The sequence below is a fragment of the Cellulosimicrobium sp. CpK407 genome (genome assembly GCF_051844275.1).
Taxonomy (GTDB): Bacteria; Actinomycetota; Actinomycetes; order Actinomycetales; family Cellulomonadaceae; genus Cellulosimicrobium; species Cellulosimicrobium cellulans_G.
The window spans coordinates 16,717-42,996 of sequence record NZ_JBGNYC010000020.1; the positions used below are offsets into that span (position 1 = coordinate 16,717).

Sequence of the window (26,280 nt, forward strand, 5' to 3'; positions counted from 1 at the left end):
ATGAGCGAGGTCTTCGACGTCCGGCTCTTCACGGAGGTCTTCGTCACCCTGTTCGTCATCATGGACCCGCCCGGCACGGTGCCGGTGTTCCTGGGCCTGACGAGCGCGATGGGTGCCAAGCAGCGCAACCAGGCGGCACGCACCGCGATCCTCGTCGCGTTCGGCGTGATCGTCGCGTTCGCGGCGTTCGGCCAGCAGATCCTCAGCTACATGCACATCTCGCTGCCCGCGCTCCAGACCGCGGGCGGGCTGCTGCTGCTCCTCGTCGCGATGGAGCTGCTCACGGGCAAGATGGAGGAGCCGCAGCCGTCGGGCAACAAGGGCGTCAACGTCGCGCTCGTGCCGCTCGGCACGCCGCTGCTCGCCGGCCCGGGCGCGATCGTCGCGACCATGGTCTTCGTCCAGCGCGCGGGGGAGCGCGGAGGCGGCGTCGCGGAGTGGGTCGCGATCGTCGCGGGCGTCGTCGCGGTGCACGTGTGCCTCTGGCTCTCCATGCGCTTCGCGAACGTCATCAACCGCGTGCTCGGCGACTCCGGGACCATCCTCGTGACGCGCATCGCCGGTCTGCTGCTCGCCGCCATCGCGGTCCAGCTCGTGGCCGACGCCGTCACGCAGTTCGTCCAGGCCGCCTGACGTCCGCCGCGGGTCGTGCCGCGCCGCGCGAGCCGCGACCCCCGACCCGGCACCTCGTGGTGCCGCGCACGGCCTCGCGGAGCCTGTCGGGGGAGCGCTAGGGTCGGCAGCGGTGCGGACGACGGCCGTCCGCGCGACCAGTTCGGCAGGGGTCCTCATGAATGCTGGCACGCGCTCGGCGCGACGCACGCTCGGCGTGGTCACCGTGATGGGGGTGGGCGGGGTCGTGGCCCTCGCCGGCTGCACGTCCACCCCCGGAGGGGCACCGACGGCGCAGGAGCTCGGGCTCGTCCCGCTCCCGGCGTCGGTCGAGGTCTCGGACGCCGCGCCCTTCGTGCTCGACGGCGGGACCCGGGTCGTCGTCGACGCGGCGGCGGGCAGCGCCGTCGGGCAGGAGGGCGCGGTCCACGTCGGCGAGCTGCTCGCCGCGGAGCTGCGCACGCCCACGGCGCTCGACCTCCCGGTCGAGACGGACCCCGAGGCCGACGGCGGCGCGGTGGTGCTGCGGCTCGAGCCCGGCGGCGAGTCGTGGGACCCCGACGGCCTGCTCGACGACCCGGCGGCCGAGGCGTACACCCTGGAGGCCGGGGAGGGCGGCGTCGTGCTCGCCAGCACGACGCCCGCGGGCCTGTACCGCGGCACGCGCACGCTGCTCCAGCTCCTGCCGTCCGAGGTCGAGGCGTCCGCCCCCGTCGACGACGTCGCGTGGGAGGTGCCGGCGGTCGAGATCACCGACGCGCCGCGCTACGCGTACCGCGGCGCGATGCTCGACGTCGCGCGGCGCTTCGCCCCGGTCGAGGACGTCCAGCGGTTCGTCGACCACCTCGCGGACTACCGGCTCAACGTGCTGCACCTGCACCTGTCCGACGACCAGGGCTGGCGGCTCACGGTCGACGGCCTGCCGGAGCTCACCGAGGTGGGCGGCCGGACGCAGGAGGGCTGGCCGCCGGGGACGGGCGGGCCGTGGTTCTACACGCCCGAGGAGTACGCGGAGATCGTCGAGTACGCGGCCGACCGGTACGTCACCGTCGTCCCCGAGATCGACGGACCCGGGCACACGCTCGCCGCGCAGTCCGTGCTGGGGTCGCTGCGCTGCGACGGGACGCCCGGCGAGCCGTACTGGGGGCCGGAGGTGAACAACCCCATGATCTGCTCGAGCGACGAGAACATGCCGGCGGTCCAGGAGTACCTCGACACCGTCTTCGCCGCCGTCGTCGCGCAGAACCCCGGTCCGTACGTGCACCTGGGCGGGGACGAGGCTCCCAGCCCCGCGGAGGGCTGGTACGAGAACTACACCGCGGCGGCGAACCAGATCGTCGCGGAGCACGGGCGCACGGTCGTCGGCTGGCACCAGTGGGCTCAGGGCACGACCCTGCCGGAGGGCAGCCTGATCCAGTACTGGGGCGTGGGCGAGCGCAACCGGGGGCTCATCGGGACCGCGCGGGAGACCGCGGACGTCCAGGAGGTGCGCGCGGCGCTCGCCGCGGGCGCCGACCTGATCATGTCTCCCGCGGACCGCACGTACCTCGACATGAAGTACGACGACCTCACCCCGTACGGGCTCGAGTGGGCCGCGCGGATCGACCTCGAGCGCGCGTACTCGTGGGACCCCGAGACCGAGCTGACGTCGACCCTCGACCCGGAGCGGAAGGTCGACGTCGCGGGACGCGTCGCCGGGGTCGAGGCGCCCCTGTGGTCGGACCGCTCCTACCCGGACAGCCTCACCCACCTGCCGACGAGCACCGACGAGTTCGTCGACGTCGAGGTCTACGTGGACTTCATGACCTTCCCCCGCCTGCCCGCGCTCGCCGAGGTGGCCTGGACCGCCCAGGCCGACCGCGACTACGAGGACTTCGAGGCACGGATCGTGCGGCTGGCCCCTCGGTGGGACGCCGCGGGCATCGGGTGGAACCGCGTGCACGACGTGCGCTGGGACGACTGAGGCGGACGGCCGGCGTCCGGGGGTCGCGGCCCCCGGACGCCGGTGCGTCACGGTCGGTGCGTCACGACGGCCGTCAGGGCCAGTAGGCGTCGAAGTTCCGCGAGAACTCCCAGCCGTTGTAGCGGTCCCAGTTGATCGACCACGTCATGAGGCCGCGCAGCCCGGGCCACCGCCCGTGCGTCTGGTACGACCCGCAGCCCGTGCCCTTCGTGAGGCAGTCCAGGGCCTGGTTGACCTGGGCGGGCGCGGTGTGGCCGTTGCCCGCCTGCGTGCTCGCCGGCAGGCCGATCGCGACCTGGTCCGGGCGCAGCGCGGGGAACACCTTGGACGTGTCGCGCGCGACCGGGAAGCCGGTGAGCAGCATGTCCGTCATGGCGATGTGGAAGTCCGCGCCGCCCATGGTGTGGTACTGGTCGTCGAGCCCCATGATCGGGCCCGAGTTGTAGTCCTGGACGTGCAGGAGCGTCAGGTCGTCGCGCAGCGCGTGGATGACGGGCAGGTACGCGCCGCACCGCGGGTCCTGACCGCCCCACGGCCCGGAGCCGTAGAACTGGTAGCCGTTCTGGACGAAGAACGCCTCCGGCGCCATGGTCAGCACGAAGTCGTCGCCGTAGCGCGCCGCGAGCGTCTTGAGCGCGGAGATGAGGTTGACGATCACCGGCGTGGTCGGGTTGCGGAAGTCCGTGTCGCCCGTGTTCAGGTACAGCGAGTGGCCCTCGAAGTCGATGTCGACCCCGTCCAGCCCGTAGGTGTCGATGATCGAGCTCACCGACGCGACGAACGCGTCGCGCGCGGCGGTCGTCGTGAGCTGCACCTGACCGTTCTGCCCGCCGATCGACAGGAGCACCTTCTTGCCCGCCGCGCGCTTGGCGGCGACGGCGGCCTTGAACTCGGCGACCGACTCGACGTTCGGGCACTCGGTCTGCGGGCACAGGCTGAACCGGATGTCCCCGGACGTGACGCTCGTCGGCTCGCCGAACGCGAGGTTGATGACGTCCCACGAGTCGGGGACGTCCGCCATGCGGGTGTAGCCCGAGCCGTTGGCGAACGAGGCGTGCAGGTAGCCGACGAGCGCGTGCGGCGGGAGGCCGCCGCCGGTGCCTCCGCCGTCGGCCGTCGTGACGGTGACGGCGGTGGAGCGGGCGGACTCGCCGGCGCTGTTGGTGGCGGTGACCTGGAAGGAGTAGGCGGTCGAGGCGGCGAGCCCGGTGACGGTGGTGGACGGGGTCGTGGTGGTCGTGATCTTCGTGCCGTCGCGGTAGACGGCGTACCCGGTGGCGCCGGTCACCGCGCCCCAGGTGAGCGGGACGCTGCTGGCGGTGGGGGTGCCGGCGGCGAGGCCGGTCGGGGTGGCCGGAGGCTGCGTCGTGCCGCCAGCCGTGGTCACGGTGACGGCGGTGGAGCGGGCGGACTCGCCGGCGCCGTTGGTGGCGGTGACCTGGAAGGAGTAGGCGGTGGACGCGGCGAGCCCGGCGACGGTGGTGGACGGGGTCGTGGTGGTGGCGATCTTCGTGCCGTCGCGGTAGACGGCGTAGCCGGTGGCGCCGGTCACGGCGCCCCAAGTGAGGGGGACGCTGCTGGCGGTGGGGGTGCCGGCGGTGAGCCCGGTGGGCGTGGCGGGCGGCTGCGTCGTGCCGCCGCCCGGGCCGACGAGGCTGACGTCGTCGACGACGTAGGCCGGCTGGCCGTACCAGCCGTGCAGGTAGATCGTCGCCGACGTGGCCGTCGCCGAGGTGGTGAACGTCAGGCTGAGGCGCTGCCAGGTCGAGGCGGACGGCGTCCACGTGGAGACGTCCTGCGCGGTCGCGCCGCTCGCCCCCAGGTAGACGTACGCGCCCTGGACCCACGCGCTGAGCGTGTACGTCGAGGAGGGCTGCACCGGGACGGACTGCGAGCAGCGCGCGTTGTCCGCGCCGGCGGGCGCGGCCCGCAGGGCCCCGCTGCCGGTGCGGACCGGGCTCGCGGTCGCCTGTCCGGTCGAGCCGGAGCACGTCCACCCCGACAGCCCCGACTCGAACCCGCCGTTGACGGCGAGCTCGGTGTCCGCTGCGGTGGCGGTGGTGGTCCCGGTGAGCAGCGTCCCGACGAGCGTCGCCGAGGCGACGAGCGCGAGGATCCTGCGCAGCCGTCGGCGTCGTGGGGTCGTGGGGTCCATGGTGGGTCTCGCTTTCGTCGTCGAGGAGCGGTCCCGCGCAAGGTCCTCCGGGCGCCCCGTGCTGGTCAATCCCCGTACGAGAGACCCCGTACGGCCCGTCCTCGTCGCCGCGGCCAAACAGGGGATGTTAGGTTCTTTCGGTGAACCAGCCGATCGTCCCGCCCCGCAAGGTGTCCGAGCTCGTCGTCGAGCGGCTCAGCGAGCGCATCGCTCGCGGGGAGTGGCCGGTCGGCTCCCGGATCCCGCCGGAGCCCGAGCTCGTGGCCGAGCTCGGCGTGGGTCGGAACACGGTCCGCGAGGCCGTGCGGGCCCTCGAGCACGCCGGCGTCCTCGAGCCCCGGCGCGGCGACGGCACCTACGTCCGCGCGGCCGACGGCCTCGACGCCGCCCTGGCGCGCCGCGCGCGGACCACCGACGCCTTCCACGTGCTCGACGTGCGCGGCGTCCTCGAGCGCGGTGCGGCGCGGGCGGCGGCCGTCCGGCACGACGCGGGCGCGCTCGCCCGGCTCGACGCGGCGCTCGCGGCCCAGACCGCGGCCCGCGGTGCGGACGAGGACACGTTCCAGGCCGCCGACGTCGCGTTCCACGCCGAGGTCGTGCGCGCCGCCGGCAACCCGCTGCTCGCGGACCTCTACGACGGCCTCGACCACGCGCTCGTCCGGACGTACCCCTCGGGGGAGCAGCGCCTGCACCACCGCGACGTCCCCGGCCACGAGGAGGTGGTGGCCGCGATCCGGGCCGGCGACGCCGACGCGGCCGAGGACGCGGTGGCCGCGACGATCGACGCCGTGCGCGCGCACCTGGTGGAGGCCGCCGCGGAGCGCGCCGGGGCGACGGAGGCCGACGCGTGAGCGGGCTGCGCCGACCGCTGGGGGTGGGGGCGGTCGTCGCGATCGTCCTGGCGTCGCTCAACCTGCGCCCCGCCGTCGTGTCGATCTCGCCGGTGCTCGGGGAGATCCGCGCCGACCTGGGGCTCAGCGCGACGGCGGCCGGCGTGCTCACGACGCTGCCCGTCCTGTGCTTCGGCCTCCTCGCGCCGCTCGCGCCGGTGCTCGCGCGGCGGTGGGGCCTCGAGCGCGCGCTCTTCGTGAGCCTCGTCGCGCTGTGCGTCGGCTTCGCGCTGCGGCTCGTCCCCGAGACGTGGGGCCTGTTCGCCGGGACCGTGGTCGCCGGGTGCGCGATCGGCCTCGGGAACGTCCTGCTCCCCGCGCTCATCAAGCGCGACTTCGCCGACCGCATCGGCCTCATGACGGGGCTGTACTCGATGGCGCTGTCGGGCGGCGCCGCGCTCGCCGCGGGGCTGACGATCCCGGTCGCGACCGCGGCCGGTCTCGACTGGCGCGGCGCGCTCGCGACGTGGGGCGTGCTCGCCGTCCTCGGCGTGCTCGTGTGGGTGCCGCGCGCGCTGCGGCCCGACCCGGCCGGCGCGACGGCGTTCGGCGCGGGCGCGGGGGCCGGGGTCGCGCGCTCTACGGTGTGGCGGAGCCCGCTCGCCTGGGCGGTCACGGTCGTCATGGGCATGCAGTCGCTGTCGTTCTACGCCGTCAACGCGTGGCTCCCGGAGATCATGGTCGCGCTCGGCCGGACGCCGGAGGCGGGCGGCTGGCTCCTCGCGCTGTGCAACCTCGCGGGCATCCTCGGGTCGTTCGTGACCCCGGTCCTCGCCGGGCGCATGCGCCGCCAGCGGGGCATCGGGATCGCGCTCGTCGTGCTCGTCGGGACGGGGCTGCTCGGGCTGGCCCTCGCCCCCGGCGCCGCGGCGCTCTGGGTCGTGCTGGTGGGCCTGGGCCAGGGCGGCGGCATCAGCCTCGCGCTCACGCTCATGGCCCTGCGGGCCCGCGATGCCGCCCACACGTCCGAGCTCTCCGGCATGGCGCAGAGCGCGGGCTACCTGCTCGCGGCGACCGGGCCGCTCGGCCTCGGGCTCGCGCACGACGCCACCGGCGCGTGGACGCTGCCGCTCCTCCTGCTCGTCGCGGCGGCCGCCGTCCAGGGCGTCGCCGTGTGGTTCGCGGGCCGGGACGCGCACGTGCACTGACCGGTCCCGGACGCGACGAACCCCGGGTCGCTCCCACGGCGTGGTGACCGTGGGGAGCGACCCGGGGTTCGTCGGCGGGCTTGCGAGACCTTCCGGGCTACTCCGCGGGCTGGGCGGTCGCCTCGGCGCCGCCCTGCTGCTCGACCGGACGGCCGCCGCGCGTGCGGCGACGGTTGCGGGACCGACGACGGCGCTCGCCGCCCTCGGACGGTGCGCCCGCGGCGTCGGTCTGCTCGCCCTCGGGACGACCGCCCGAGCGCTCGCCCTCCGCGCGTCGGCCGCCGGAGCGGCCCTGGCCGCCCGACCGTCCGCGGTCACCCTGCTCGCCCCGGCTGCGACCGCCGTCGGACCGGCCGCCCTGGCGTCCCCGCGACCCGCCGGCCGGGGTGTGCCGCTTGCCGGTCTCGCCGAGGTCCTCGATCTCCTCCGCGTCGAGCCCGGCGAGCGTGCGCCGGTCCTTGGGGAGGCGGCCCTTGGTGCCCTCGGGGATGTGCAGGTCGGTGTACAGGTGCGGCGAGCTCGAGTACGTCTCGACCGGCTCGGGGATGCCGAGGCCGAGCGCCTTGTCGATGAGCGACCAGCGCGGGATGTCGTCCCAGTCGACGAACGTGACGGCGGTGCCCTTGTTGCCCGCACGGCCCGTGCGGCCCGTGCGGTGCAGGTACGTCTTCTCGTCCTCGGGGCACTGGTAGTTCACGACGTGCGTGACGTCCTCGACGTCGATGCCGCGCGCCGCGACGTCCGTCGCGACGAGCACGTCGATCTTGCCGTTGCGGAACGCGCGCAGTGCCTGCTCGCGCGCGCCCTGGCCGAGGTCGCCGTGGATCGAGCCGGCGGCGAAGCCGCGGTCGACGAGCTCGTCCGCGACCTTCGCCGCGGTGCGCTTGGTCCGCGCGAACGCGATCGTGCGTCCGCGGCCCTCCGCCTGGAGGATGCGCGCGAGCATCTCGACCTTGTCCAGCGCGTGCGCGCGGTAGACGACCTGCTCGATGTTCTTGACCGTCTGGCCGCCGTCGTCGGGGTCGTTCGCGCGGATGTGCGTCGGCTGCTTCATGTAGCGGCGCGCCATCGACACGACGGCGCCCGGCATGGTCGCCGAGAACAGCATGGTGTGGCGCTGCGCGGGCGTGCGGGCCAGGATCTTCTCGACGTCCGGGAGGAAGCCCAGGTCGAGCATCTCGTCCGCCTCGTCGAGGACCACGATCGCGGCCCGCGTGAGGTTGAGGTGGCCCTGGTTCATCAGGTCGATCATGCGGCCCGGGGTGCCGACGACGACCTCGACGCCGCGCTGCAGCGCCTCGACCTGCGGCTCGTAGGCGCGGCCGCCGTAGAGCTGGACGATGCGCACGGAGCGCCGCTTCGAGGCGGTGCCGAGGTCGTTCGCGACCTGGACCGCGAGCTCGCGCGTCGGGACGACGACGAGCGCCTGCGGCTTGCCGGGCGAGGGCAGCTCGTCGAACCCGGGCTCGCCCGGCGCGACGACGCGGTGCAGCAGCGGCACGCCGAAGCCGAACGTCTTGCCGGTGCCGGTCTTGGCCTGGCCGATGATGTCGTGGCCCGACATCGCGACCGGGAGCGTCATCGCCTGGATGGGGAAGGGCTGGACGATGCCCGCGTCGGAGAGCGCGTCGACGATCTCCTGGCGCACGCCGAAGTCGGCGAAGGTGGTGTTGTCCGCGTGGACGCTGGCGGCGACGGTGGTCGCGTCCGCGCTCACGTCAGGGGTGGCGTCTGTGGTGGTCACTGGTGCCTCTGTCTCGTTCGGGCACGCGCGACCGTCGGCGGGCCCGGCGGGGCCCGGTCCCGGGAGGCTCCCGGTCGCGGTCGTACGCACCTCGTGGCCGGCAGCCGATCGTGGGATGTCGTGGCCAGGACCGCGCTGCGGACCGTGCCGTGCCGTCGTCGTTCCGCGTGACGAGCGTGAGGTCTGGACGACCGGGCAACCGATGTACGTCGGCCATGATATCGGAGAACTATCCTGTCCCGATGAGCGACGCCGAGCACGCGAGCCCCCTGACCCTGCCCACGGCGGACCACGCGGACGCGGTGGAGCTGCTCGGGCTCGTCGCGTACACCGAGCTCGCGAGCTTCGGACGCCTCGCGGGCGACGCCGCGCACGCGCCCACGCTGCGCCAGCGTCAGGCCCTGTCCCGGCTCGCGGCGGCGATGCTCGACCGGCAGGAGCGCGTCCTCGTGCGCGTCGACGAGCTCGGCGGCGACCCCGCCGACTGCATGACGGCGTTCGACGGCCTCTTCGACGACTTCGACGCCCGCACCCGTCCGAGCACCTGGTGGGAGGGGATCCTCAAGGGGTACGTCGGCCAGGGCGTCGCGGACGACTTCTGCCTGCTCGCGGCCCAGGGCCTCGACGAGCGCTCGCGCGACGTCGTCGTGGAGGCGCTCACGCAGGACACGCCCTCGCAGCGCTACGCCCCCGTCATCGCGGACGCCGCCGCCGCGGACCCGGTGCTCGCGTCCCGCCTCGCGCTGTGGGGCCGGCGCCTCGTCGGCGAGGCGCTGGGCGTCGTGGGCGTCGTCCTGTCCGAGCGGCCCGCTCTCGCCCGGCTCGTCGCGGCGGGCGTGGACGCGACGGCCGACGCCGGGTCGGGCGGCCCGGCGCCCGCGACGCAGTCGTGGGTGTTCTCGCGCCTCACGGCGGAGCACTCCCGGCGCATGGACCGCCTGGGTCTGGCGGCATGACGAAGCCGCCGCCGCGCCCGAGGCGCGACGGCGGCACGTGACGGTCAGGTCGTGGCGTCAGAGAGAGCCGAAACCGACCTTGCGCTGCTCCTCGGTGCCGATCTCGACGTAGCCGAGCGACGCCGTCGGGACGATCACGCGACGACCGCGCGAGTCGGTGAGCTCGAGGGCGGGGGCGCCGCCGAGGGCGTCCGCGACGGCGGTCGCCACGGCGTCGGCGGACAGGTCCGTGTCGACGACGAGCTCACGGGCCAGGTTCTGCACACCGATCGTGACTTCCACGCACATCTCCTCACAGCGGCTGCGCCAGGCGCAGCGACGACGGGTCTCGGGCCGCCCGTGGGCGTCCCACCGGCGACAACGCGTTCGATAGTAGTCAGATTCCCGCGGTCGACCCGTCGAGCGCCGCGTCGGGGTCCGGGCCCGGCGCCGGGGCGACGTCGGGCGACGTCGTCCCCGCGGCGTCCGGCGAACCCGCCCGTGAGCGGCGCAGCATCCCGTGCACCCCGCGCCAGACGAGGCGCGGGACGAGCCGGGTGACGTCGTCGGCGGACGCGGTCCCGTCCGGCCGCACGGCCTCGGTCGCCGCCGCCCGACCCACGGCCGTGCACGTCCGCGAGACGACGAGCGCCTCGTCCGCGTCGAGGTCGGTGATCCGGACGAGCACGTCGGCGAACGCCCCGGCGATGCGGGCGTCGGGGGCGAGCACGCGCGCCCGCACCACCGGGTCGCGCATGACGTCGGACTCGAAGAGCAGGGCCGCGGACCTGCCCGCGGTGCGCGCGTAGGCGACGTACGCCCGGACGATGCCCTCGATGACGGCGAGCCCGTCGACCGCGAGCGCGTCGAGGTCGCTCGCCGAGATCCCGGGGGCCGGCTCGCGGAACGGGTCGAGCGTCACGTGGACGGAGCGGACGAGGCGGTCGCCCTGGTCGTCGATGAGCGCGAGGTAGAGGTCGAGCTTCGAGGGGAAGTGTCGGTACAGCACGGGCTTGCCGACCCCGGCGCGGTCCGCGATGTCGTCCATCGAGATGTGGTGGTAGCCGTGGGAGGCGAAGAGCTCCTCGGCGATCGTCAGGAGCTGCGTGCGCCGCTCGTCCCGGGGCATCCGGGTGCGCGCGGGGACGGGCGGCCCGGCCGTGCCGCGCGTACGTCCCTCGCTGGCTCCGGTCATGGGGGGAGGATACGGAAACGGGGGCCGGTGTCGACCGGGCGTCGCGAGGAGTGGGACGATGGGCGGGTGCCCGACAGACATACCCCCTCGAACCGCCCGTCGACGCCGCGCGTGAAGCGCTCCTCGCAGGGCCTGCGGCACGGTGCGGCGGTCGCCGCCTGCCTCGTCGTCGGCTTCGGCGGCGGTGCCGCCACGGCGGAGGTGTGGGACGTCCCGGGCGCTCCGGCACCGGTCTCGGCGGACCGCGAGGACCCGCCCGCGCCCGTCCGTGACGAGCCCGACGCGGCGAGCCGGTCGGGCGTGGAGCGCGCGGACGACGTCGTGCGGGCCCCGGAGCTGCGCGAGCTCGTCGCGCCGCGCCCGGACGTGGTCGCGCCGCTCGCCCCCGCGGACGCGCCGACGGCTCCGGCCGCGGACCCCGTGCCGGACCCCGCGCCCACGACCCTCGAGGCGCCGGTCGCCGACCCCGGCTCGGGCCTCGTGGGCGACGTCGTCGTCGCTCCGGACCTCGGCGGTGCGCTCGACGTCGTCCCCGGGGAGTCGCCCGCACCCGGCACGGGCGTCGTGCGGTCCGTGCGGGTCGAGGTCGAGCAGGGTCTGCCCGTGGACGGCGAGGTCCTCGCGACGGCCGTGCTCGCGACGCTCAACGACCCGCGCGGGTGGTCGGGCCCCGACGGGGTGACGTTCTCCCGCACGGCGGCCGACGACGCGTCGATCCGCGTCGTGCTCGCCAGCCCCGCGACCACCGACCGGATGTGCGCCCCCCTCGCGACCGAGGGGAAGTACTCGTGCGGCAACTCCGTGTCCGGCGTCGCGGTGCTCAACTTCGAGCGCTGGGTGCTCGGCGCCCCCGACTTCGGGGACGACCTCGCGACGTACCGCCAGTACCTGGTGAACCACGAGGTGGGTCATGTGCTCGGGCACGGCCACGAGGACTGCCCGGCCCCGGGCGCGGTCGCGCCGGTGATGGTGCAGCAGTCGATCTCTGCCCAGGGCTGCCTGACCAACGGGTGGCCCGTGCCGTAGTCGCGCCGCGCCGTCGGCGACGCCGGCGGTGTGGGTGGCGCGTGATGGGATCGGGTCCGTGCCCCGGACGACCGCCCCTCGCCTCGTCGCGCGGCCTCGCGACCACGAGGCCGACGTCACGCTCGACGACTCCCAGCGTGCGGCGCTCGCCGCCGCGTCCCGTCCCGGCGTGACGCTCGTCGTCGGGGCGCCGGGCACGGGGAAGACCCTCGTCGCGCAGGAGGTCGTGCTCGCGGCGCTCGCCGACGGCCTCGCCCCCGAGCGCGTCCTGCTCCTCGCCGCGTCGCGTCGGGCGGCGGCGGCGCTCCGGGACCGCCTGTCGGCCCGCGCGCGGCGCACCGTCGGGGCGCCGATGGTGCGCACCGCGGCCTCCGCGGCCTTCGCGGTGCTGCGCGAGCGTGCGGCCGCGCTGGGGGAGCCCGTCCCCACGCTCATCTCCGGCCCCGAGCAGGACCTCGTGCTCTCCGAGCTGCTGGAGGGCCACCTGGAGGGCGACCTCGCGCACCTGGGCTCCCCCCTGGTCCTGCCGCCCGGACTGCCCGAGGAGGCGCTCGGGCTCCGGGGCCTGCGCCAGGAGCTCCGCGACCTCCTCATGCGCGCGGCCGAGCGCGGCCTGACGCCCGCCGACCTCGCCGCGCTCGGCGACCGCTACGACCGGCCGGAGTGGTCGCTGGGCGCCCAGCTCTTCGCGGAGTACCTCGACGTGACCGCGCTGCGCTCGGGGACCCCGGACGCGGGCGCCCGGTTCGACCCGGCGATCGTGGTCGACGAGGCGGCCGAGGCGCTGCTCGCGTGGGACGACGAGGTGCCCGACGCCGCGCGCCCGCGGTGGGACCTCGTCGTCGTCGACGACTACCAGGAGGCGACGGTCGCGACCGCGCGGCTGCTGCACGTGCTGCACGACGACGGCGCCCGGCTCGTGCTGCTCGGCGACCCCGACGCCGCGGTGCAGACCTTCCGCGGCGCGAGCCCGGGCCTCGTCGGCCGCGCCTCGGCGCCCGCCCGCCGGGACGGTGCCCGGCGCGGCGAGCTCGGGGCGCGCGTCGCCGTGCTCGGCACGGCGTGGCGGCAGGACCCCGCGCTGCGCGCCGTGACGCGCCGGGTCGCGGCGCAGGTCGGCACCGTCGCCGGCGCGGTGCACCGCGGTGCCGCCTCCCGGGGGGCCCCGGTCGGCGCGGGCGACGCGGCCGGTTCGCCGGGCGCGTCGTCGGGGACCGGCGGAGGCGGCGAGCCCGGGGCCGCCGTGCCCGTCCAGGTCGCCGTGCTCTCGGCCGTCGCGCAGGAGTCCGCGTTCGTGGCGCGCGAGCTGCGGGCCGAGCACCTGCTGCACGGCACCCCGTGGCACCGGATGGCCGTGATCGCGCGGACCGGGACCCGCCTCGCTGCGCTGCGCCGCGAGCTCGTCGCCGCCTCGGTGCCGGTCACGCTGCTCGGCTCCGACGTCCCGCTGCGCGACGAGCCGGCGGTCGCGCCGCTGCTCGCCGCGGTCCGTGCGTGCGTCGCCGACCCGGAGGACGCCGACGCGCTGGACCCTTTCACCGCGGCGGCCCTGCTCACGTCGCCCGTCGGCGCGCTGGACGTCGTCGCGCTGCGCCGGCTGCGGCGCGCGCTGCGGGCCGAGGAGCTCGAGGGCGGGGGCGGGCGCTCGTCGGACGCGCTGCTCGTCGAGCTGCTGCAGGACCCGGCGCGCGCGGCGACGCTGCCCCCGACCGTGCGCCGGGGCCCGGTCGCCGTCGCGCGGGCGCTCGCGGCGGGGCGGGCTGCGGCGGCCGAGCCCGGCGCGACGGCGCAGACCGTGCTGTGGGCGGTGTGGGCGGCGACCGGGCTCGCGGAGCGGTGGCGCTCGGCGGCGCTCGACGGCGGCCCGGCCGGGGCGCGTGCGGACCGTGACCTCGACGCGGTGCTCGCCCTGTTCCGCGCGGCGGAGACGTTCGTCGACCGCATGCCCGGTGCGCCGGCCGAGGCGTTCGTCGAGTACCTCGCGTCGCAGGACCTGCCGGCCGACTCGCTCGCGGCGAGCGCGAGCGGTGCCGACGCCGTCGCGGCGCTGACGCCCGCGGGTGCCGCCGGGCGCGAGTGGGACGTCGTCGTGGTCGCGGGCGTGCAGGACGGTGTCTGGCCCGACCTCCGCCTGCGCGACTCGCTGCTCGGGTCGCAGGCGCTCGTCGAGCTCCTCGCGGGCCGCGCGCACGACGCGCACGGCGTGGGGTCGCAGGCGCGGGCGCAGGTGCTCGCGGACGAGCTGCGCGCGTTCGTCGTCGCGACGTCGCGCGCGACCCGGCGGCTCGTGGTGACGGCGGTCCAGGACGCCGAGGAGGCGCCCTCCGTGTTCTGCGACCTGGTCGTCCCGCCCGCCGGGCCCGACGGTCCGGACGAGGGCCCGGACGGCGGCGCGCCGGACGACGGGTCGCCGGGTCCGGCTGCGGCGGGCGGGACCCCCTCCGGCCCCGGCGCCGACCCGGAGGCGCGGCGGCACGTGCGCGTCGGCGCCCCGCTCGACCTGCGCGGGCTCGTGGCCGCGGCCCGCGGCGTTCTCGTCGAGGCCGCCGCGGGCGCGGCGCGGGTGTCCCCGGCAGCTGCGGAGCAGGGACCGGGTCGCGTGCCCGACGACTCCCGCGGTGGCGCCGACCTCCACGGCGGGCGCGTCCCCGAGGGGGGCCCCGACGGCGTCCCGGACGCGCGTGCGGTCGCGGCGGCCACGCTCCTGGCCGACCTGGGCGAGCTCGGGGTCGCGGAGGCGCGACCCGAGACCTGGTACGGGGTCGCCGGCGTGTCGAGCGCCGCGCCGCTGCGTGGCGCGCAGGAGATCGTCACCGTGTCGCCGTCGAAGGTCGAGACCGTCTCGACCTGCCCGCTGCGGTGGTCGCTCGAGGCCGCGGGCGGCACCGCGCCGGACGCGACGCACCAGAGCCTCGGCACGCTCGTGCACTCGATCGCGGAGACCCACCCGTCGGGGTCGCTCGCCGAGCTGCGCGCCGAGCTCGACCGCCGCTGGGCCGAGCTCGCGCTGCCCGAGGGCTGGCCGACGCGCCAGCTCCGCCGTCGTGCGGAGCGCATGATCGAGAAGCTCGCGGCCTACGTGGCGCAGGCGGGCGAGCCGCTCCTCGTCGAGCCGACGTTCGACGTCACCGTCGGTCGCGCGCGCCTGCGCGGGACGATCGACCGGGTCGAGGACGCGGGCGAGGGCACGGTCCGCGTCGTCGACCTCAAGACCGGACGGCGCACCGCGACCAAGGCCGAGGGCGCCGAGCACCCGCAGCTCGGCGCGTACCAGCTCGCGGTCGAGGCAGGCGCCCTCGACGTGCCCGAGGGGACGCGGAGCGCGGGGGCGCAGCTCGTCTACGTGGGCAGCACGCACGTCGGCCCCGCCGTCGTCCCGCAGCCCGCGCTCGACCCGGCAGCCGACGGCTCGAGCTGGGCGCGCGACCTCGTCGAGGAGGCTGCCGGCACGATGTCGGCGGCGACGTTCACGGCCCGCCAGAACGGGCTGTGCGAGATGTGCCCGGTGCGGCGTGCGTGCCCGGTGCAGCCCGAGGGCAGGAGGGTCGTGGCGTGAGCAGCGAGCTGTTCGAGCTCCCGGAACCCGAGGCGACGCGACCGCCGGTCCGGCTGGTCGCGGCCGACGGGGTCGTGGTCGAGGCGACGACGGCCGGGGCGGGCGCCGACGCCCCGCCCCGCCCGACGCTGTCCGCGACCCGCATCGCGGACCTGCTGGGCCGGCCCCGGCCGACGCCGGAGCAGGTCGAGGTGATCGAGGCGCCGCTCGAGCCGACGCTCGTCGTCGCCGGGGCGGGCTCGGGCAAGACGGAGACGATGGCGGCGCGCGTCGTCTGGCTCATCGCGAACGAGCTCGTCGCGCCCGACGCGGTGCTCGGCCTGACCTTCACGCGCAAGGCGGCAGGCGAGCTGTCCGAGCGCGTCCAGGTGCGGCTCGCACAGCTAGCGCGCGCCCGCGGCGGCGCGTCGTCCGCCCTGTCGCTGCTCGACCGCCCGACGGTCGCGACGTACAACGCGTACGCCGCGTCGCTCGTCGGGGACCACGGCCTGCGCGTCGGCGTCGAGCCCGGCGCGCGGCTGCTGGGCGAGGCGCAGCAGTGGCAGCTCGCGTCCGAGGTCGTGGAGGGCTGGGACGACGACCTCGGCACGGACCGCGCGCTGAGCACCGTCGTCGCGGCGGTGCTCGGGCTGTCGGGCGCGCTCGGCGAGCACCTCCTCGAGCCCGCCGACGCGCGCGACCGCCTGGCCGCCATCGTCGAGCAGCTCGACGCGCTCCCGCTCGGACCGCGGCAGAAGGCCCGGACCAAGGAGGTCGAGAAGCTCGTCGGCGACGTCGCCGAGCGCGTCCGGCTGCTCGACGTCGTCGCGGAGTACCGGCGCCGCAAGCGCGCCACGGACTCCCTCGACTTCGGCGACCAGGTGGCGCTCGCGGCCCGGCTCGCGCGCGAGGTCCCGGTCGTGGGGGAGACGGAGCGGGCGCGGTTCCGCGTCGTCCTGCTCGACGAGTACCAGGACACGTCGCACGCGCAGGTCGAGCTCCTCGCGGGGCTGTTCGGCGGCGGGCACCCCGTGACCGCGGTCGGCGACCCGCACCAGTCGATCTACGGGTGGCGCGGCGCGAGCGCGGGCGGCCTCGCGCGGTTCCCCGAGCGGTTCCCGCGGTCGTCGGGCGACCGGTCGGACGTGCGCTTCCTGTCGACGTCGTGGCGCAACGACGCCGCGGTGCTGGCCGCGGCGAACGTCACCGCGGGCCCGCTGCGGGGGGCGGCGGGGGCGGGTGGCGGCGACCGGGTCGAGGTCCCCGCGCTCGCGCTGCGCCCGGGCGCCGGACCGGGCACGGTGTCCGCGCACGTCGCGGCCACCGCCGAGGAGGAGGCCGCGGCCGTCGCGGAGCTCGTCGCCGCGCGCTGGCGGCCGGCGAGCGCCCCGGGCGGGCGCGTCACGGCCGCGGTCCTGTGCCGCAAGCGCAGCCAGTTCGCCGCGGTCGAGGTGGCGCTGCGGCGCCGCGGCCTGCCGGTGGAGGTCGTGGGGCTCGGCGGGCTCCTGACGACGCCGGAGGTCGTCGACGTCGTCGCGCTCCTCGAGGCGGTGCACGACCCCTCGCGCGGCGACGCGCTCGTCCGTCTCCTCACGGGTCCCCGGCTCAACCTCGGGGCGGCGGACCTGCACGCCCTGGGCAGCCGCGCGGCGGACCTCGCGCGGCACGAGGGCGCGCTCGGGTCGCGCCGTCGCGCGGCGGCGCCGGCCGACGGCGACGGCGCCGAGCTCGTGGTCGTGGAGGGCGACGTGGCCGACCACCGCTCGATCGTCGACGCCCTCGACGACCTTCCCGAGCCGGGCGAGCCCGCCGCCGACGGCCGCACGCTCACGCCGCAGGGCCACGCCCGCCTGTCGGCGCTCGCCCGCACCCTGCGCGCGCTGCGCGGGCTCACGTACCTGTCGCTCCCGGAGCTCGTCGTCGAGGCGGAGCGCGCGCTCGGTCTCGACGTCGAGGCCGTCACGACCGAGGCGCTGCTCGCGTCGCGCCGGCTCGTGGACCCGGAGGCCGTGAGCGACCGCGCGCGCGAGCACCTCGACGCGTTCCGCGACGTGGCCGCGACGTTCACCCAGACGGCGGACGTCGTGACGCTGGGCGCGTTCCTGGCGTGGCTCGGGGTCGCGTCGACGCGCGAGAACGGGCTGGACCTGCCCGTGCGCGAGCCCGACCCGGACGCCGTGCAGGTCATCACCGCGCACGCCGCGAAGGGGCTCGAGTGGGACGTCGTCGTCGTCCCGGGGCTCGTCGACGGCGTGTTCCCGACGACGGCGCAGTCGTCCTCGGGAGTGCGCGCGGACAGCGGCTGGCTGACCGACGTGAGCCAGCTCCCGTACCCGCTGCGCGGCGACGCCGCCGACCTGCCGGAGTTCCGCTACGACCTCGCGTCGGACACCAAGGAGCTCGTGGCGCGGCGCGACGAGTTCCGGGCGGCGTGCGGCGAGCACCAGCTCGCGGAGGAGCGTCGGCTCGCGTACGTCGCGTTCACCCGGGCGCGTCGGGAGCTGTACCTCACGGCCTCGTGGTGGCAGACGGGCTCTCGCCCGCGCGTGCTCTCGCCGTTCCTCCTCGAGCTCGTGGAGTCCGGGGTCGTGGCGGCGGACGGCTGGTCGGCCCCGCCCGGGCCCGACGACACCAACCCGCTGGAGGACGTCGAGGTCACGGGGGAGTGGCCCGCACCGGACGACGCCCCCGACGGGTCGGCCCGCGCCGTCCTGCGCGACACCGCGGCGGCGGTCGAGCGTGCCGCCCTCGCCCGCGCGGACGGGAGCGGCCCCGCGGGGCTCACGGCGCCCACGGGCGTGCTCGTCGACGCCGAGGGACGCGACCTCGTCGCGCTCGCCCAGGTCCTGCTCGCGGAGCGGGCCGAGCGCTCGGGCCGGGAGGTCGAGCTGCCCGCGCACGTCTCGGCGTCGAGCCTCGTGCGTCTCGCGGCCGACCGCGACGAGTACGCGCTGCACCTGCGGCGCCCGGTCCCGGTCGAGCCCACGGTGCACGCGCGTCGCGGCACGCGGTTCCACCTGTGGGCCGAGCGCTACTTCACGACGTCGTCGCTCCTGGACGTCGAGGACCTCCCCGGCGCGGACGACGACGACCTCGACCCGGACGCGGACCTCGAGACCCTGCAGCGGACGTTCCTCGCGTCCGAGTGGGCCACCAGGACCCCCGTCGCGGTCGAGGTCGACGTCGAGACCCCGGTCGGCGGCACGGTGCTGCGCTCGCGCATCGACGCGGTCTTCCCCGAGCGGCCCGAGCACGCCGGCGGGGCGCGGGACGCCGTCGTGGTCGTCGACTGGAAGACGGGACGGGCGCCGGCGGACCCCGCGGCGCGCAGCGTGCGCGAGGTGCAGCTCGCGGTCTACCGGCTCGCGTGGTCGCGGTGGACGGGGATCCCGCTCGACAAGGTGAACGCCGCGTTCTACTACGTCGCGTCCGACGAGACCGTGCGCCCACGCCGGCTCCTGGGCGAGGCGGAGATCGAGGCGCTGCTGGCGGGCTGAGCGGCGGACCGGCCCACGGCCGACCCGTCGACGGGCGGGACCGCCTCCGGGCGACCCGTGCCGGGACGCCCGTCCGGGTCAGTCGTCGGCGTCCTGCGTGGCGTCGTCCAGGTCGGCGAGCATGTCGAGCGCGTCGGCGACGACGTCGTCGAGCCCGTGGCGGACGCCGTGCAGGAGCCAGCGTGCGAGCGCGAGCTCGCCGACGAGGAGCGCGCGGTCCACGAGATTCTTGTCGGTGAGCTCGGTCCGGCGCAGCTGGTACGCCTCCATGATCGAGTCGATCGCCTCGGGCGGCGCGGAGACGAGCAGCCACGCGAGGTCGTCCGCCGGGTCCGCGACGCGCGCGCTGGCCCAGTCCGTCACGGCGACGACGCGCCCGCGGGCGACGAGGACCTGCTCCGGGCCGAGGTCCCCGTGCACGACGACCGGCTGGAACCGCCACAGCGACACGTCCTCGAGCGCCGTCTCCCAGCGTCGCAGGAGGGTCGTCGGCACCTTCCCGGTCGCCGCGGCCTCGTCGAGCTCCGCCATCCGTCGGGCGCGGTACTCCTCGACGTCGTACCCGGGCAGCCCCGCGTCGTCCACGATCGTGCGGGGCAGCTCGTGGATCGACGCGAGGACGCGACCGAGGTCGGCGGCGAGCCCTGGCCCGGGGCGCAGCGCGTCGACGTCGAGCGTCGTCCCGTCGAGCGCCGGGTGCACGATCGCGCGGCCGCCCTCCGGCAGGAGCGCGGTCCCGCTGATGCGGGGCACCGCGAACGACAGCACGCCGGTGTCGGCGTAGAGCTGGAGCGAGGTGAGCAGCTCCGCCTCGGCCTCGAGGGCGGCCCCGGCCTGGAGGCTGCGCGGGGCGCGCACGGTCCACCGGGCGCCCTCGGCGTCCGTCACGACGGCGGTGTCGTAGTCGCCCGGGTCCTCGACGGCCAGCGCGCTGCGGGCGTCGAGACCCGGCACGGCGGCGGTCGCGAGCGCGGCGAGGGTCAGCGGAGAGCGAGGCACCCGACCACGGTAGTCGCTCCCCGCCCGTCGCCCGGGGCACCCACGCCGGTCGCGTGGCCTACGGTCGGAGGGTGACCACCCCCGCCACCCCGCCGTCGTCGGGCACGCTGCCCGTGACCGCCCTCCGCGACCTCCCGCTCCCGCTCGACGGCGCGGTCCTGGACCGCGCGGCCCACCGCCGCGGCGAGCCCGACCTCGTGGGGAGGCTGCGCGGCGAGGACACGACCCGCGTCGTGCTCGTCCACCGCGGCCGCCTCGCGCTCGCCGGTCCGAGCCCGGCGGACGGCGTCGCGCTGCTCGACCCGGCAGACCTGGCCGAGGTCGGTGCCGCCGCCGACGAGGACCAGGCGCGCTGGCTCTTCCTCGGCGAGGGCGACGGCACGACGTACCTGGCGCTCGTCCTGCCCGACGACGCCGACGCGGAGGAGGTCGACATCGAGGGCGTCGACGCCTCCGACCCGTTCGCCGTGCTCGCGCGCGAGCGGTCGTGGTCGGGGCTGCGCGAGCTCGTCGGTGGGCTCGACGCGCCGCTCGCGGGCCTCGCGACCGAGGCGGTCGCGCTCGCGGCGTGGCACGCGAACCACACCCGGTGCCCCCGGTGCGGCGGCCGGACGACGGTTGAGAACGGGGGCTGGACGCGGCGCTGCGTCGCGCAGGGCGTGGAGCTGTACCCGCGCACGGACCCGGCGGTCATCATGACGGTCGTGCACGGGGAGGGCGACGACGAGCGGCTGCTGCTCGGCCACGCGGCGCACTGGCCCGAGCGGCGCTTCTCGACGCTCGCCGGGTACGTCGAGCCCGGGGAGTCGCTCGAGAGCGCGGTGCGGCGCGAGGTCGCGGAGGAGGCGGGCGTCGTCGTCGGCGAGGTCGCCTACCGCGGGAGCCAGCCCTGGCCGTTCCCGGCGTCGCTCATGCTCGGGTTCGCCGCCCGGGCGCTGACGACCGCCCTGCACGTCGACGGCGTCGAGCTCACCGACGCGCGGTGGTTCACGCGCACCGAGCTCGCCGCCGCCGTGCGCGCGCAGGAGGTGCTGCTCCCGGGCCGCGCGTCCATCGCGCGCTCGCTGGTCGAGGACTGGTTCGGCGACCGTCTCCCCGACGCCTGACCGCCCCAGGCGTTGTGGGCATGGAAGGGGCCCGGCCGGACGTCCGGACCGGGCCCGTTTCACGCCCACGACGGGGTGGGATCAGACGGCGAGGCGCTGCTTGACCTCCGCGAGCGACGGGTTGGTCGCGGCCGAGCCGTCGGGGAAGACGACGGTCGGGACCGTCTGGTTGCCTCCGTTCACCGACTCCACGAACTCCGCCGTGCCGGGCGTCTCCTCGATGTTCACCTCGGTGTAGCCGATGCCCTCGGAGTCGAGCTGCGTCTTGAGGCGGCGGCAGTACCCGCACCAGCTCGTCGAGTACATGACGATCGAGCCGGCGTCGGGAAGGGTCGGGGCGGTGCTCATCGAGGGCTCTCCTGGTGCGGTTCCGGGCGGCGCGTGCCGCGGGCGGTCGGTCGTGACGGTAACACCGGCGGCCTGCGCGCTGTTCCCGTCCAGAGCCCGTGCCACGCTCCGCCGACACCCCCGCCGACGCCCCCGCCGACGTCCTGGGCCGTGTCCGGCCGGCGCCCGCGTGTCGGCGACGCCTGCGAGAATCGCGGGTGATGTCCACACCACCGGTCTCACGCCCGCCGTCCCTGCGCACCGCCGACGAGATCCTCGACGCGCTCGACCCCGACCAGCGCGACGTCGCGGTCGCGCTGCGCGGCCCGGTCTGCGTGCTCGCGGGCGCGGGGACCGGCAAGACGCGCGCGATCACGCACCGCATCGCCTACGGCGTCCGCACCGGTGTCTACACCCCGACGAGCGTGCTCGCCGTGACCTTCACGGCGCGCGCGGCGGGGGAGATGCGCACCCGACTGCGCGAGCTGGGTGCGACGGGAGTCCAGGCACGGACGTTCCACGCGGCGGCGCTGCGCCAGCTCGGCTACTTCTGGCCCAAGGTCGTCGGGGGCGCGCCGCCGCGCATCCTGGAGCACAAGGCGCCGGTCATCGCCGAGTCGGCGCGTCGCCTCGGCGTGGGCGTCGACCGCGTCGCGGTGCGGGACCTGTCGTCCGAGGTCGAGTGGGCCAAGGTCTCGCTCGTCACCGCGGACGACTACGTCCGGGCATGCGAGGCGATCGACCGCGAGCCCCCCGCCGGGTACGACCACCAGACGGTCGCGCGCCTCATCACGGCGTACGAGGACGTGAAGACCGAGCGGTCGGTCATCGACTTCGAGGACGTGCTCCTCATGCTGGGCGACATGCTCGCGACGCAGGGCGGCGTCGCGGACGAGGTGCGTCGTCAGTACCGGCACTTCGTCGTCGACGAGTACCAGGACGTCTCGCCGCTGCAGCAGTTCGTCCTCGACCAGTGGCTCGGGGGGCGCGAGGAGCTGTGCGTCGTCGGGGACCCGTCGCAGACGATCTACTCGTTCACGGGCGCGACGCCGCACCACCTCCTCACGTTCTCGCGCACCTACCCGGGTGCGCAGGTCATCCGGCTCGTGCGGGACTACCGCTCGACGCCGCAGGTCGTGAACCTCGCGAACCAGCTCCTCGCGCGCGCCGGGCGCGCGGGCGGCGCGCACCAGGCGCTCGAGCTCGTCGCCCAGCGGCCCGCCGGCCCCCCGGTCGCGTTCACCACGTACGACGACGACGAGGCGGAGGCCGCCGGCATCGCCCAGCGGATCTCGCGGCTCCTCGCGGCTGGCACGCGCGCGAGCGAGATCGCGGTCCTCTACCGCACCAACGCGCAGTCGGAGGCCTTCGAGTCGGCGCTCGCCGACGCGGGCATCGGCTACCTCGTCCGGGGCGGCGAGCGCTTCTTCCAGCGCAAGGAGGTGCGCGACGCGATCGTGCTCCTGCGCGGGGCGGCCCGGTCGGCCGACCCCGACGTCCCGATGCCCGAGACGGTGCGCGACGTCCTCGCCGCCGCCGGGTGGGCACCCGAGCCGCCCGCCGCGCGCGGGGCGGCGCGCGAGCGGTGGGAGTCCACGCAGGCGCTCGTCGCGCTCGCCGACGACGTCGCGGCGCTCGCGCAGGCGGCCGAAGGGCCCGCGCCGACGGTCGCGACCTTCGTGGCCGAGCTCGACGAGCGCGCCGCCGCGCAGCACGCCCCGACCGTGGAGGGCGTGACGCTCGCGTCGCTCCACGCGGCCAAGGGCCTCGAGTGGGACGCGGTGTTCCTCGCGGGCACGAGCGAGGGGCTCATGCCGATCTCCCTCGCCGAGACGGACGAGGCGATCGCGGAGGAACGGCGGCTGCTCTACGTGGGCATCACCCGGGCCCGCGAGCACCTGGAGCTGTCCTTCGCCCGGTCGCGGAACCCCGGCGGTCGCGCGACGCGGCGCCGGACCCGGTTCCTCGACGGGCTGTGGCCGGACGAGCCGGGAGCCCACGGCACGCGCCGTCCGCGCTCCGGGCAGGCGAAGCTGCGGCTCACGGGGGAGTACGACCGCGAGCTGTTCGAGAGCCTGCGCGAGTGGCGGCGCCAGGTCGCGCAGGAGACGGACAAGCCGGCGTTCACCGTGCTGGTGGACAGCGCGCTCGCGGCGATCGCCGAGTCCCGGCCCACCAGCACGGCCGCCCTGGCCCGCATCAACGGGCTCGGGCCCGCGAAGATCGAGCGGTACGGCGCGACGATCCTGGACATCGTAGGCCGCGCGGAACGGTGACGGGGAGCCGTTCTCGGGCTCCCAGGAGGGTTCGAGAAACTCGTCGAGGAAATTCCCGTAAATAAGTTGTGCGTCCCGCGACGCGCGACATATGGTCGACGAGTCCTGTTGGAGAGGGGCGCGCCGGGAGGCGGGCCTCGAACGGAGAGAGGGGGTGGGAAAGCTGATGAAGAACCAGATCGCCATGGCGAACCTGCTGGATAACGCGTCCGTCTACACGGGCACGCCAGGAGGACTCCGTCCGCGTGCAGCCGCGCACCGCGGCGGCACCTTCGTCGCCCGCCCCGCTCCCGACTCCGCCTCCAGGACATCTCTGGTCTGACCGACCAGAACCTTCCAGGCCGCGGAGTCCGTCTCGGACCCGTGGCCTTCGTGTTCTCCAGAGCACGTCTGCCGATGAGGATCACCGGTCTCTCCCGTCCTTCCTACGGACGGGGACCGCTGTCCTCAGGTCCTGTGACGACGACGTTCACACCCACGACAGGACATCACTGGAGGACATCGTGCGGCTCACCGCGCTGCTCGACAACATCACTGCCCAGGGCGGATCCGGCCCCTGGGTCCCCCACCAACCGCTGGCCACGCCCCTCGGCGAGCAGGACTCCGCGGAGTTCGACCGCCTCCTCGCGGGCCTGCTGCCCTGCCGCACCAACGACCCGGAGCTCTGGTTCGCCGAGCGGTCCGCCGAGGTCGAGGAGGCCAAGGCCCTGTGCCGCACGTGCCCCCTCGTCGAGGGCTGCCTCGCCGGCGCGATCGAGCGCCGCGAGCCCTGGGGCGTCTGGGGCGGCGAGGTCTTCGTGGACGGCGTCGTCGTCGCGCGCAAGCGCGGCCGCGGCCGTCCGAGCAAGGCCGAGGTGCTCGCCCGTGAGGCCGAGCGCCAGGCGCAGGAGGCGTCGCGCGTCGAGGCCGGGGCGTCAGTCGGCGCCTCGACGGCGGCCTGACATGGTGAGCGACGCCCCGTCCGGGGGCGTGCGCGCCAGCTCGTCGCACCCGCAGCGCGGGTGGCGACCCGTCTCGCGCAGCCGCGGCACCGCATCGGGAGCAGGGATCTCGATGCGGGCCGTGGCTGCGCGGGGCACCAGCCCGTCCAGGGCTGCCAGGACCTGACCGAGCGCGACCGCGGCCGCCGAGGCCGCGAGCGACGACTCCTCGGCCGCGCGCACGCGCCCGTCGCGCAGCTGCCGCGCCAGCTGCGGCCAGCACGGGTCCGCGTCGGCGTGGTGCAGGTCCACGCACGTCAGGCACGGGTCGAGGCCCGGCCGGACGAACGGTCCGACGACGACGTCGGCCTCGCGCACCACGACCGACAGGTGCGCCACCCCCTCTCCCACGAGCCGCCCGACCCGCTCCGGGTCCGCCGCGCCGTGCTCGACCACGACCACGACGTCCGGGACCCGGCCCCGTGCTCCCGTCACCCGGTCGTCCACCGGGGCGCCGGCGCCCGCGCCTGTGCCCGCGGTGACGACGACCCCGGGCGCCACCTCCTCGACGAGCCGCCGCACCGCGGTCTCGCGGGGCGTCCCGACGTCGCGCAGCCGGTACGCGCCCACCCCGACGTCCGTGGCGAGGACCGTGCCGCGGTCCTCCAGGACGACCGTGCCCACCCCGGCCGTCGCGAGGTGCGCGGCGAGCGCGGCCCCGACCCGCCCCAGCCCGACGACGGCGACGGTCGCCCGGGCGCGGGACGCGAGGACCCGGTGCCCCGCGCCGTCGGGCCGCAGCGCCGAGAGCACGCCCACGTCCGCCGCGCCGTTCCCCGGGGCGGGCGAGACGGGGCGTCGCCGACGGGCGGGGACGAGCAGGTGCGCCTCCTCGAGGAGCCGGACGAGCGCGGCGCGCCGGCCGGGCGCCGTGGGCGGGCCGGCCGCGTCCCCGTCGGGACGCCGGGCCGCCGGCGACGCGAGCGCGCGCAGCCACTCCTCCTCGCCGGGCTCGAGCCCGGCGAGCCGGACCGACCACCGTGGGTCGGTGCCGACCTGCACCTCGCCCGGGCCGCGCCGCAGCAGCGGGGCCTCGGGCCGTAGCACGCGTCGTCGCTGCACGTGTCCTCCGCGGGTCGTGGGGCGGGCGGCGCGCTCGGCCGCCCGCGGTCAGCGTGGCACGGAGGCGACCCCCGACCCGAGTTGTCCACAGGCAGACCTCGACGACGCTTCGCAGGCGGTTCCTTGACCGGCAGCACAGCTCCCCGCGACGTCTGCTCGACCGTGCGGTGCGGAAATCCGCACCGCACGGCGTGGGCCCCTGCCGTTTCGTGGCGAGAACCACTACGGTCTGAGCGTGGTCCGGGAGACGATCGTGGAGGTTCGGCGCAGCCGCCGACGCAAGAGCACGGTGAGCGCCTACCGCGACGGCGAGCGCACCATCGTGGCGATCCCGGCGCGCTTCACCCGCGCGCAGGAGCGGGAGTGGGTCCAGCGCATGCTCGACCGCCTGGCCGACTCCGAGCGGCGGCGACGCCCCTCCGACGACGAGCTCGAGCGCCGCGCCGTCGAGCTGTCCGAGAAGTACCTCGACGGCCGCGCGCACCCGACGAGCGTGCGCTGGTCCGGGAACCAGGACCGGCGGTGGGGGTCGTGCACCCTCATCGACGGGACGATCCGCATCTCGACCCGCGTGCGGGGGATGCCCTCGTGGGTGCTCGACTACGTGCTGCTGCACGAGCTCGCCCACCTGCTCCACGCCGGCCACGGCCCGGGGTTCTGGAAGCTGCTCGAGTCGTACCCGCGGACGGACCGGGCGCGCGGCTTCCTGGAGGGCTTCTCGTTCGCGCGGGACGCGGAGCTCGAGCCCGACGGCGACGAGCCCGGCGCCCCCGAGGGAGACGCCGGGCTCGCGGCCGACGGGTCGTCCGGCACCCCCTGAGGGGTCGGGC

Annotated in this window: 20 protein-coding genes; 13 read left to right on the plus strand and 7 right to left on the minus strand. The window is 76.1% G+C overall.

What is annotated here, in order from left to right:
* The gene (locus ABWU78_RS10675; RefSeq protein ID WP_336722006.1) at window positions 1–633 is read left to right on the plus strand and encodes a MarC family protein; all 633 of its coding nucleotides are present in this window, start codon (window positions 1–3) and stop codon (window positions 631–633) included.
* Window positions 634–790: 157 nt separating this feature from the next.
* Entirely contained in the window at window positions 791–2,575 is a 1,785-nt protein-coding gene (locus ABWU78_RS10680; protein WP_439158329.1) for a beta-N-acetylhexosaminidase, read from the plus strand.
* A 73-nt stretch (window positions 2,576–2,648) separates the two neighbouring features.
* Here ABWU78_RS10680 and ABWU78_RS10685 read toward each other — a convergent pair whose 3' ends face one another.
* Window positions 2,649–4,730 carry a carbohydrate binding domain-containing protein gene (locus ABWU78_RS10685; protein WP_439158330.1) on the minus strand — a complete coding sequence of 694 codons (2,082 nt, stop codon included), beginning with the start codon at window positions 4,728–4,730 and terminating at the stop codon, window positions 2,649–2,651.
* Between the two features lie 140 nt (window positions 4,731–4,870).
* On the opposite strand from ABWU78_RS10685, the gene ABWU78_RS10690 reads away from it, so the two are divergent.
* Window positions 4,871–5,581, plus strand: a complete 711-nt coding sequence (locus ABWU78_RS10690; protein ID WP_439158331.1) for a FadR/GntR family transcriptional regulator — start codon at window positions 4,871–4,873, stop codon at window positions 5,579–5,581.
* Complete coding sequence (locus ABWU78_RS10695) at window positions 5,578–6,768, plus strand: CynX/NimT family MFS transporter (protein WP_253050933.1); 1,191 nt, start codon at window positions 5,578–5,580, stop codon at window positions 6,766–6,768. The genes ABWU78_RS10690 and ABWU78_RS10695 overlap by 4 nt, the downstream gene beginning before the upstream one ends.
* Window positions 6,769–6,865: 97 nt before the next feature.
* On the opposite strand, the gene ABWU78_RS10700 is transcribed toward ABWU78_RS10695, so the two are convergent.
* Window positions 6,866–8,512, minus strand: a complete 1,647-nt coding sequence (locus ABWU78_RS10700) for a DEAD/DEAH box helicase (RefSeq protein ID WP_439158332.1) — start codon at window positions 8,510–8,512, stop codon at window positions 6,866–6,868.
* 242 nt (window positions 8,513–8,754) lie between these two features.
* Between ABWU78_RS10700 and ABWU78_RS10705 the strand changes: the two genes are divergently transcribed.
* Entirely contained in the window at window positions 8,755–9,468 is a 714-nt protein-coding gene (locus ABWU78_RS10705) for a ferritin-like fold-containing protein (RefSeq protein WP_353707893.1), read from the plus strand.
* 57 nt (window positions 9,469–9,525) lie between these two features.
* On the opposite strand, the gene ABWU78_RS10710 is transcribed toward ABWU78_RS10705, so the two are convergent.
* Complete coding sequence (locus ABWU78_RS10710) at window positions 9,526–9,750, minus strand: DUF3107 domain-containing protein (RefSeq protein WP_205205335.1); 225 nt, start codon at window positions 9,748–9,750, stop codon at window positions 9,526–9,528.
* 94 nt (window positions 9,751–9,844) lie between these two features.
* Window positions 9,845–10,642 carry a TetR/AcrR family transcriptional regulator gene (locus tag ABWU78_RS10715; RefSeq protein ID WP_439158333.1) on the minus strand — a complete coding sequence of 266 codons (798 nt, stop codon included), beginning with the start codon at window positions 10,640–10,642 and terminating at the stop codon, window positions 9,845–9,847.
* A gap of 66 nt (window positions 10,643–10,708) precedes the next feature.
* Here ABWU78_RS10715 and ABWU78_RS10720 point away from each other — a divergent pair, with 66 nt between their 5' ends.
* The 3 genes from ABWU78_RS10720 to ABWU78_RS10730 all read left to right on the plus strand — a co-directional run bounded on the left by ABWU78_RS10720 (window position 10,709) and on the right by ABWU78_RS10730 (window position 18,700).
* On the plus strand, window positions 10,709–11,668 hold the full coding sequence (locus ABWU78_RS10720; protein WP_439158334.1) for a DUF3152 domain-containing protein: 960 nt from the start codon (window positions 10,709–10,711) through the stop codon (window positions 11,666–11,668).
* A gap of 58 nt (window positions 11,669–11,726) precedes the next feature.
* The gene (locus ABWU78_RS10725) at window positions 11,727–15,224 is read left to right on the plus strand and encodes an ATP-dependent helicase (protein ID WP_439158335.1); all 3,498 of its coding nucleotides are present in this window, start codon (window positions 11,727–11,729) and stop codon (window positions 15,222–15,224) included.
* 74 nt (window positions 15,225–15,298) lie between these two features.
* On the plus strand, window positions 15,299–18,700 hold the full coding sequence (locus ABWU78_RS10730; RefSeq protein WP_439158353.1) for a UvrD-helicase domain-containing protein: 3,402 nt from the start codon (window positions 15,299–15,301) through the stop codon (window positions 18,698–18,700).
* A gap of 78 nt (window positions 18,701–18,778) precedes the next feature.
* On the opposite strand, the gene ABWU78_RS10735 is transcribed toward ABWU78_RS10730, so the two are convergent.
* Entirely contained in the window at window positions 18,779–19,699 is a 921-nt protein-coding gene (locus ABWU78_RS10735; RefSeq protein ID WP_253050939.1) for a phosphotransferase, read from the minus strand.
* 71 nt (window positions 19,700–19,770) lie between these two features.
* Between ABWU78_RS10735 and nudC the strand changes: the two genes are divergently transcribed.
* Window positions 19,771–20,805 (plus strand): NAD(+) diphosphatase, encoded by a 1,035-nt coding sequence (gene nudC / locus ABWU78_RS10740; protein ID WP_439158336.1) that lies wholly within the window; start codon window positions 19,771–19,773, stop codon window positions 20,803–20,805.
* Window positions 20,806–20,886: 81 nt separating this feature from the next.
* Here the strand turns inward: nudC and ABWU78_RS10745 are convergent, their stop codons facing one another.
* Window positions 20,887–21,153, minus strand: a complete 267-nt coding sequence (locus ABWU78_RS10745; protein WP_047233411.1) for a mycoredoxin — start codon at window positions 21,151–21,153, stop codon at window positions 20,887–20,889.
* 200 nt (window positions 21,154–21,353) lie between these two features.
* Here ABWU78_RS10745 and ABWU78_RS10750 point away from each other — a divergent pair, with 200 nt between their 5' ends.
* The 3 genes from ABWU78_RS10750 to ABWU78_RS10760 all read left to right on the plus strand — a co-directional run bounded on the left by ABWU78_RS10750 (window position 21,354) and on the right by ABWU78_RS10760 (window position 24,349).
* Window positions 21,354–23,408 carry an ATP-dependent helicase gene (locus ABWU78_RS10750; protein WP_439158337.1) on the plus strand — a complete coding sequence of 685 codons (2,055 nt, stop codon included), beginning with the start codon at window positions 21,354–21,356 and terminating at the stop codon, window positions 23,406–23,408.
* A 154-nt stretch (window positions 23,409–23,562) separates the two neighbouring features.
* Window positions 23,563–23,730 carry a hypothetical protein gene (locus ABWU78_RS10755; protein WP_439158338.1) on the plus strand — a complete coding sequence of 56 codons (168 nt, stop codon included), beginning with the start codon at window positions 23,563–23,565 and terminating at the stop codon, window positions 23,728–23,730.
* A gap of 181 nt (window positions 23,731–23,911) precedes the next feature.
* Window positions 23,912–24,349, plus strand: a complete 438-nt coding sequence (locus ABWU78_RS10760; protein ID WP_374614382.1) for a WhiB family transcriptional regulator — start codon at window positions 23,912–23,914, stop codon at window positions 24,347–24,349.
* On the opposite strand, the gene ABWU78_RS10765 is transcribed toward ABWU78_RS10760, so the two are convergent.
* A complete protein-coding gene (locus ABWU78_RS10765; protein ID WP_353707900.1) occupies window positions 24,323–25,450 on the minus strand; it encodes a ThiF family adenylyltransferase in 1,128 nt (375 codons plus the stop codon). The two genes, ABWU78_RS10760 and ABWU78_RS10765, sit on opposite strands and share 27 nt — an antisense overlap.
* 235 nt (window positions 25,451–25,685) lie before the next feature.
* Here ABWU78_RS10765 and ABWU78_RS10770 point away from each other — a divergent pair, with 235 nt between their 5' ends.
* Window positions 25,686–26,270 (plus strand): YgjP-like metallopeptidase domain-containing protein, encoded by a 585-nt coding sequence (locus tag ABWU78_RS10770; protein WP_253050944.1) that lies wholly within the window; start codon window positions 25,686–25,688, stop codon window positions 26,268–26,270.
* Window positions 26,271–26,280: the final 10 nt, after the last annotated feature.

Bases quoted from the DNA above. Each gene is read 5' to 3' on its own strand.
- ABWU78_RS10675 (WP_336722006.1), top strand. From the start codon at position 1: ATGAGCGAGGTCTTCGACGTCCGGCTCTTCACGGAGGTCTTCGTCACC.
- ABWU78_RS10680 (WP_439158329.1), top strand. From the start codon at position 791: ATGAATGCTGGCACGCGCTCGGCGCGACGCACGCTCGGCGTGGTCACC.
- ABWU78_RS10685 (WP_439158330.1), bottom strand. From the start codon at position 4,730: ATGGACCCCACGACCCCACGACGCCGACGGCTGCGCAGGATCCTCGCG.
- ABWU78_RS10705 (WP_353707893.1), top strand. From the start codon at position 8,755: ATGAGCGACGCCGAGCACGCGAGCCCCCTGACCCTGCCCACGGCGGAC.
- ABWU78_RS10715 (WP_439158333.1), bottom strand. From the start codon at position 10,642: ATGACCGGAGCCAGCGAGGGACGTACGCGCGGCACGGCCGGGCCGCCC.
- ABWU78_RS10745 (WP_047233411.1), bottom strand. From the start codon at position 21,153: ATGAGCACCGCCCCGACCCTTCCCGACGCCGGCTCGATCGTCATGTAC.
- ABWU78_RS10750 (WP_439158337.1), top strand. From the start codon at position 21,354: ATGTCCACACCACCGGTCTCACGCCCGCCGTCCCTGCGCACCGCCGAC.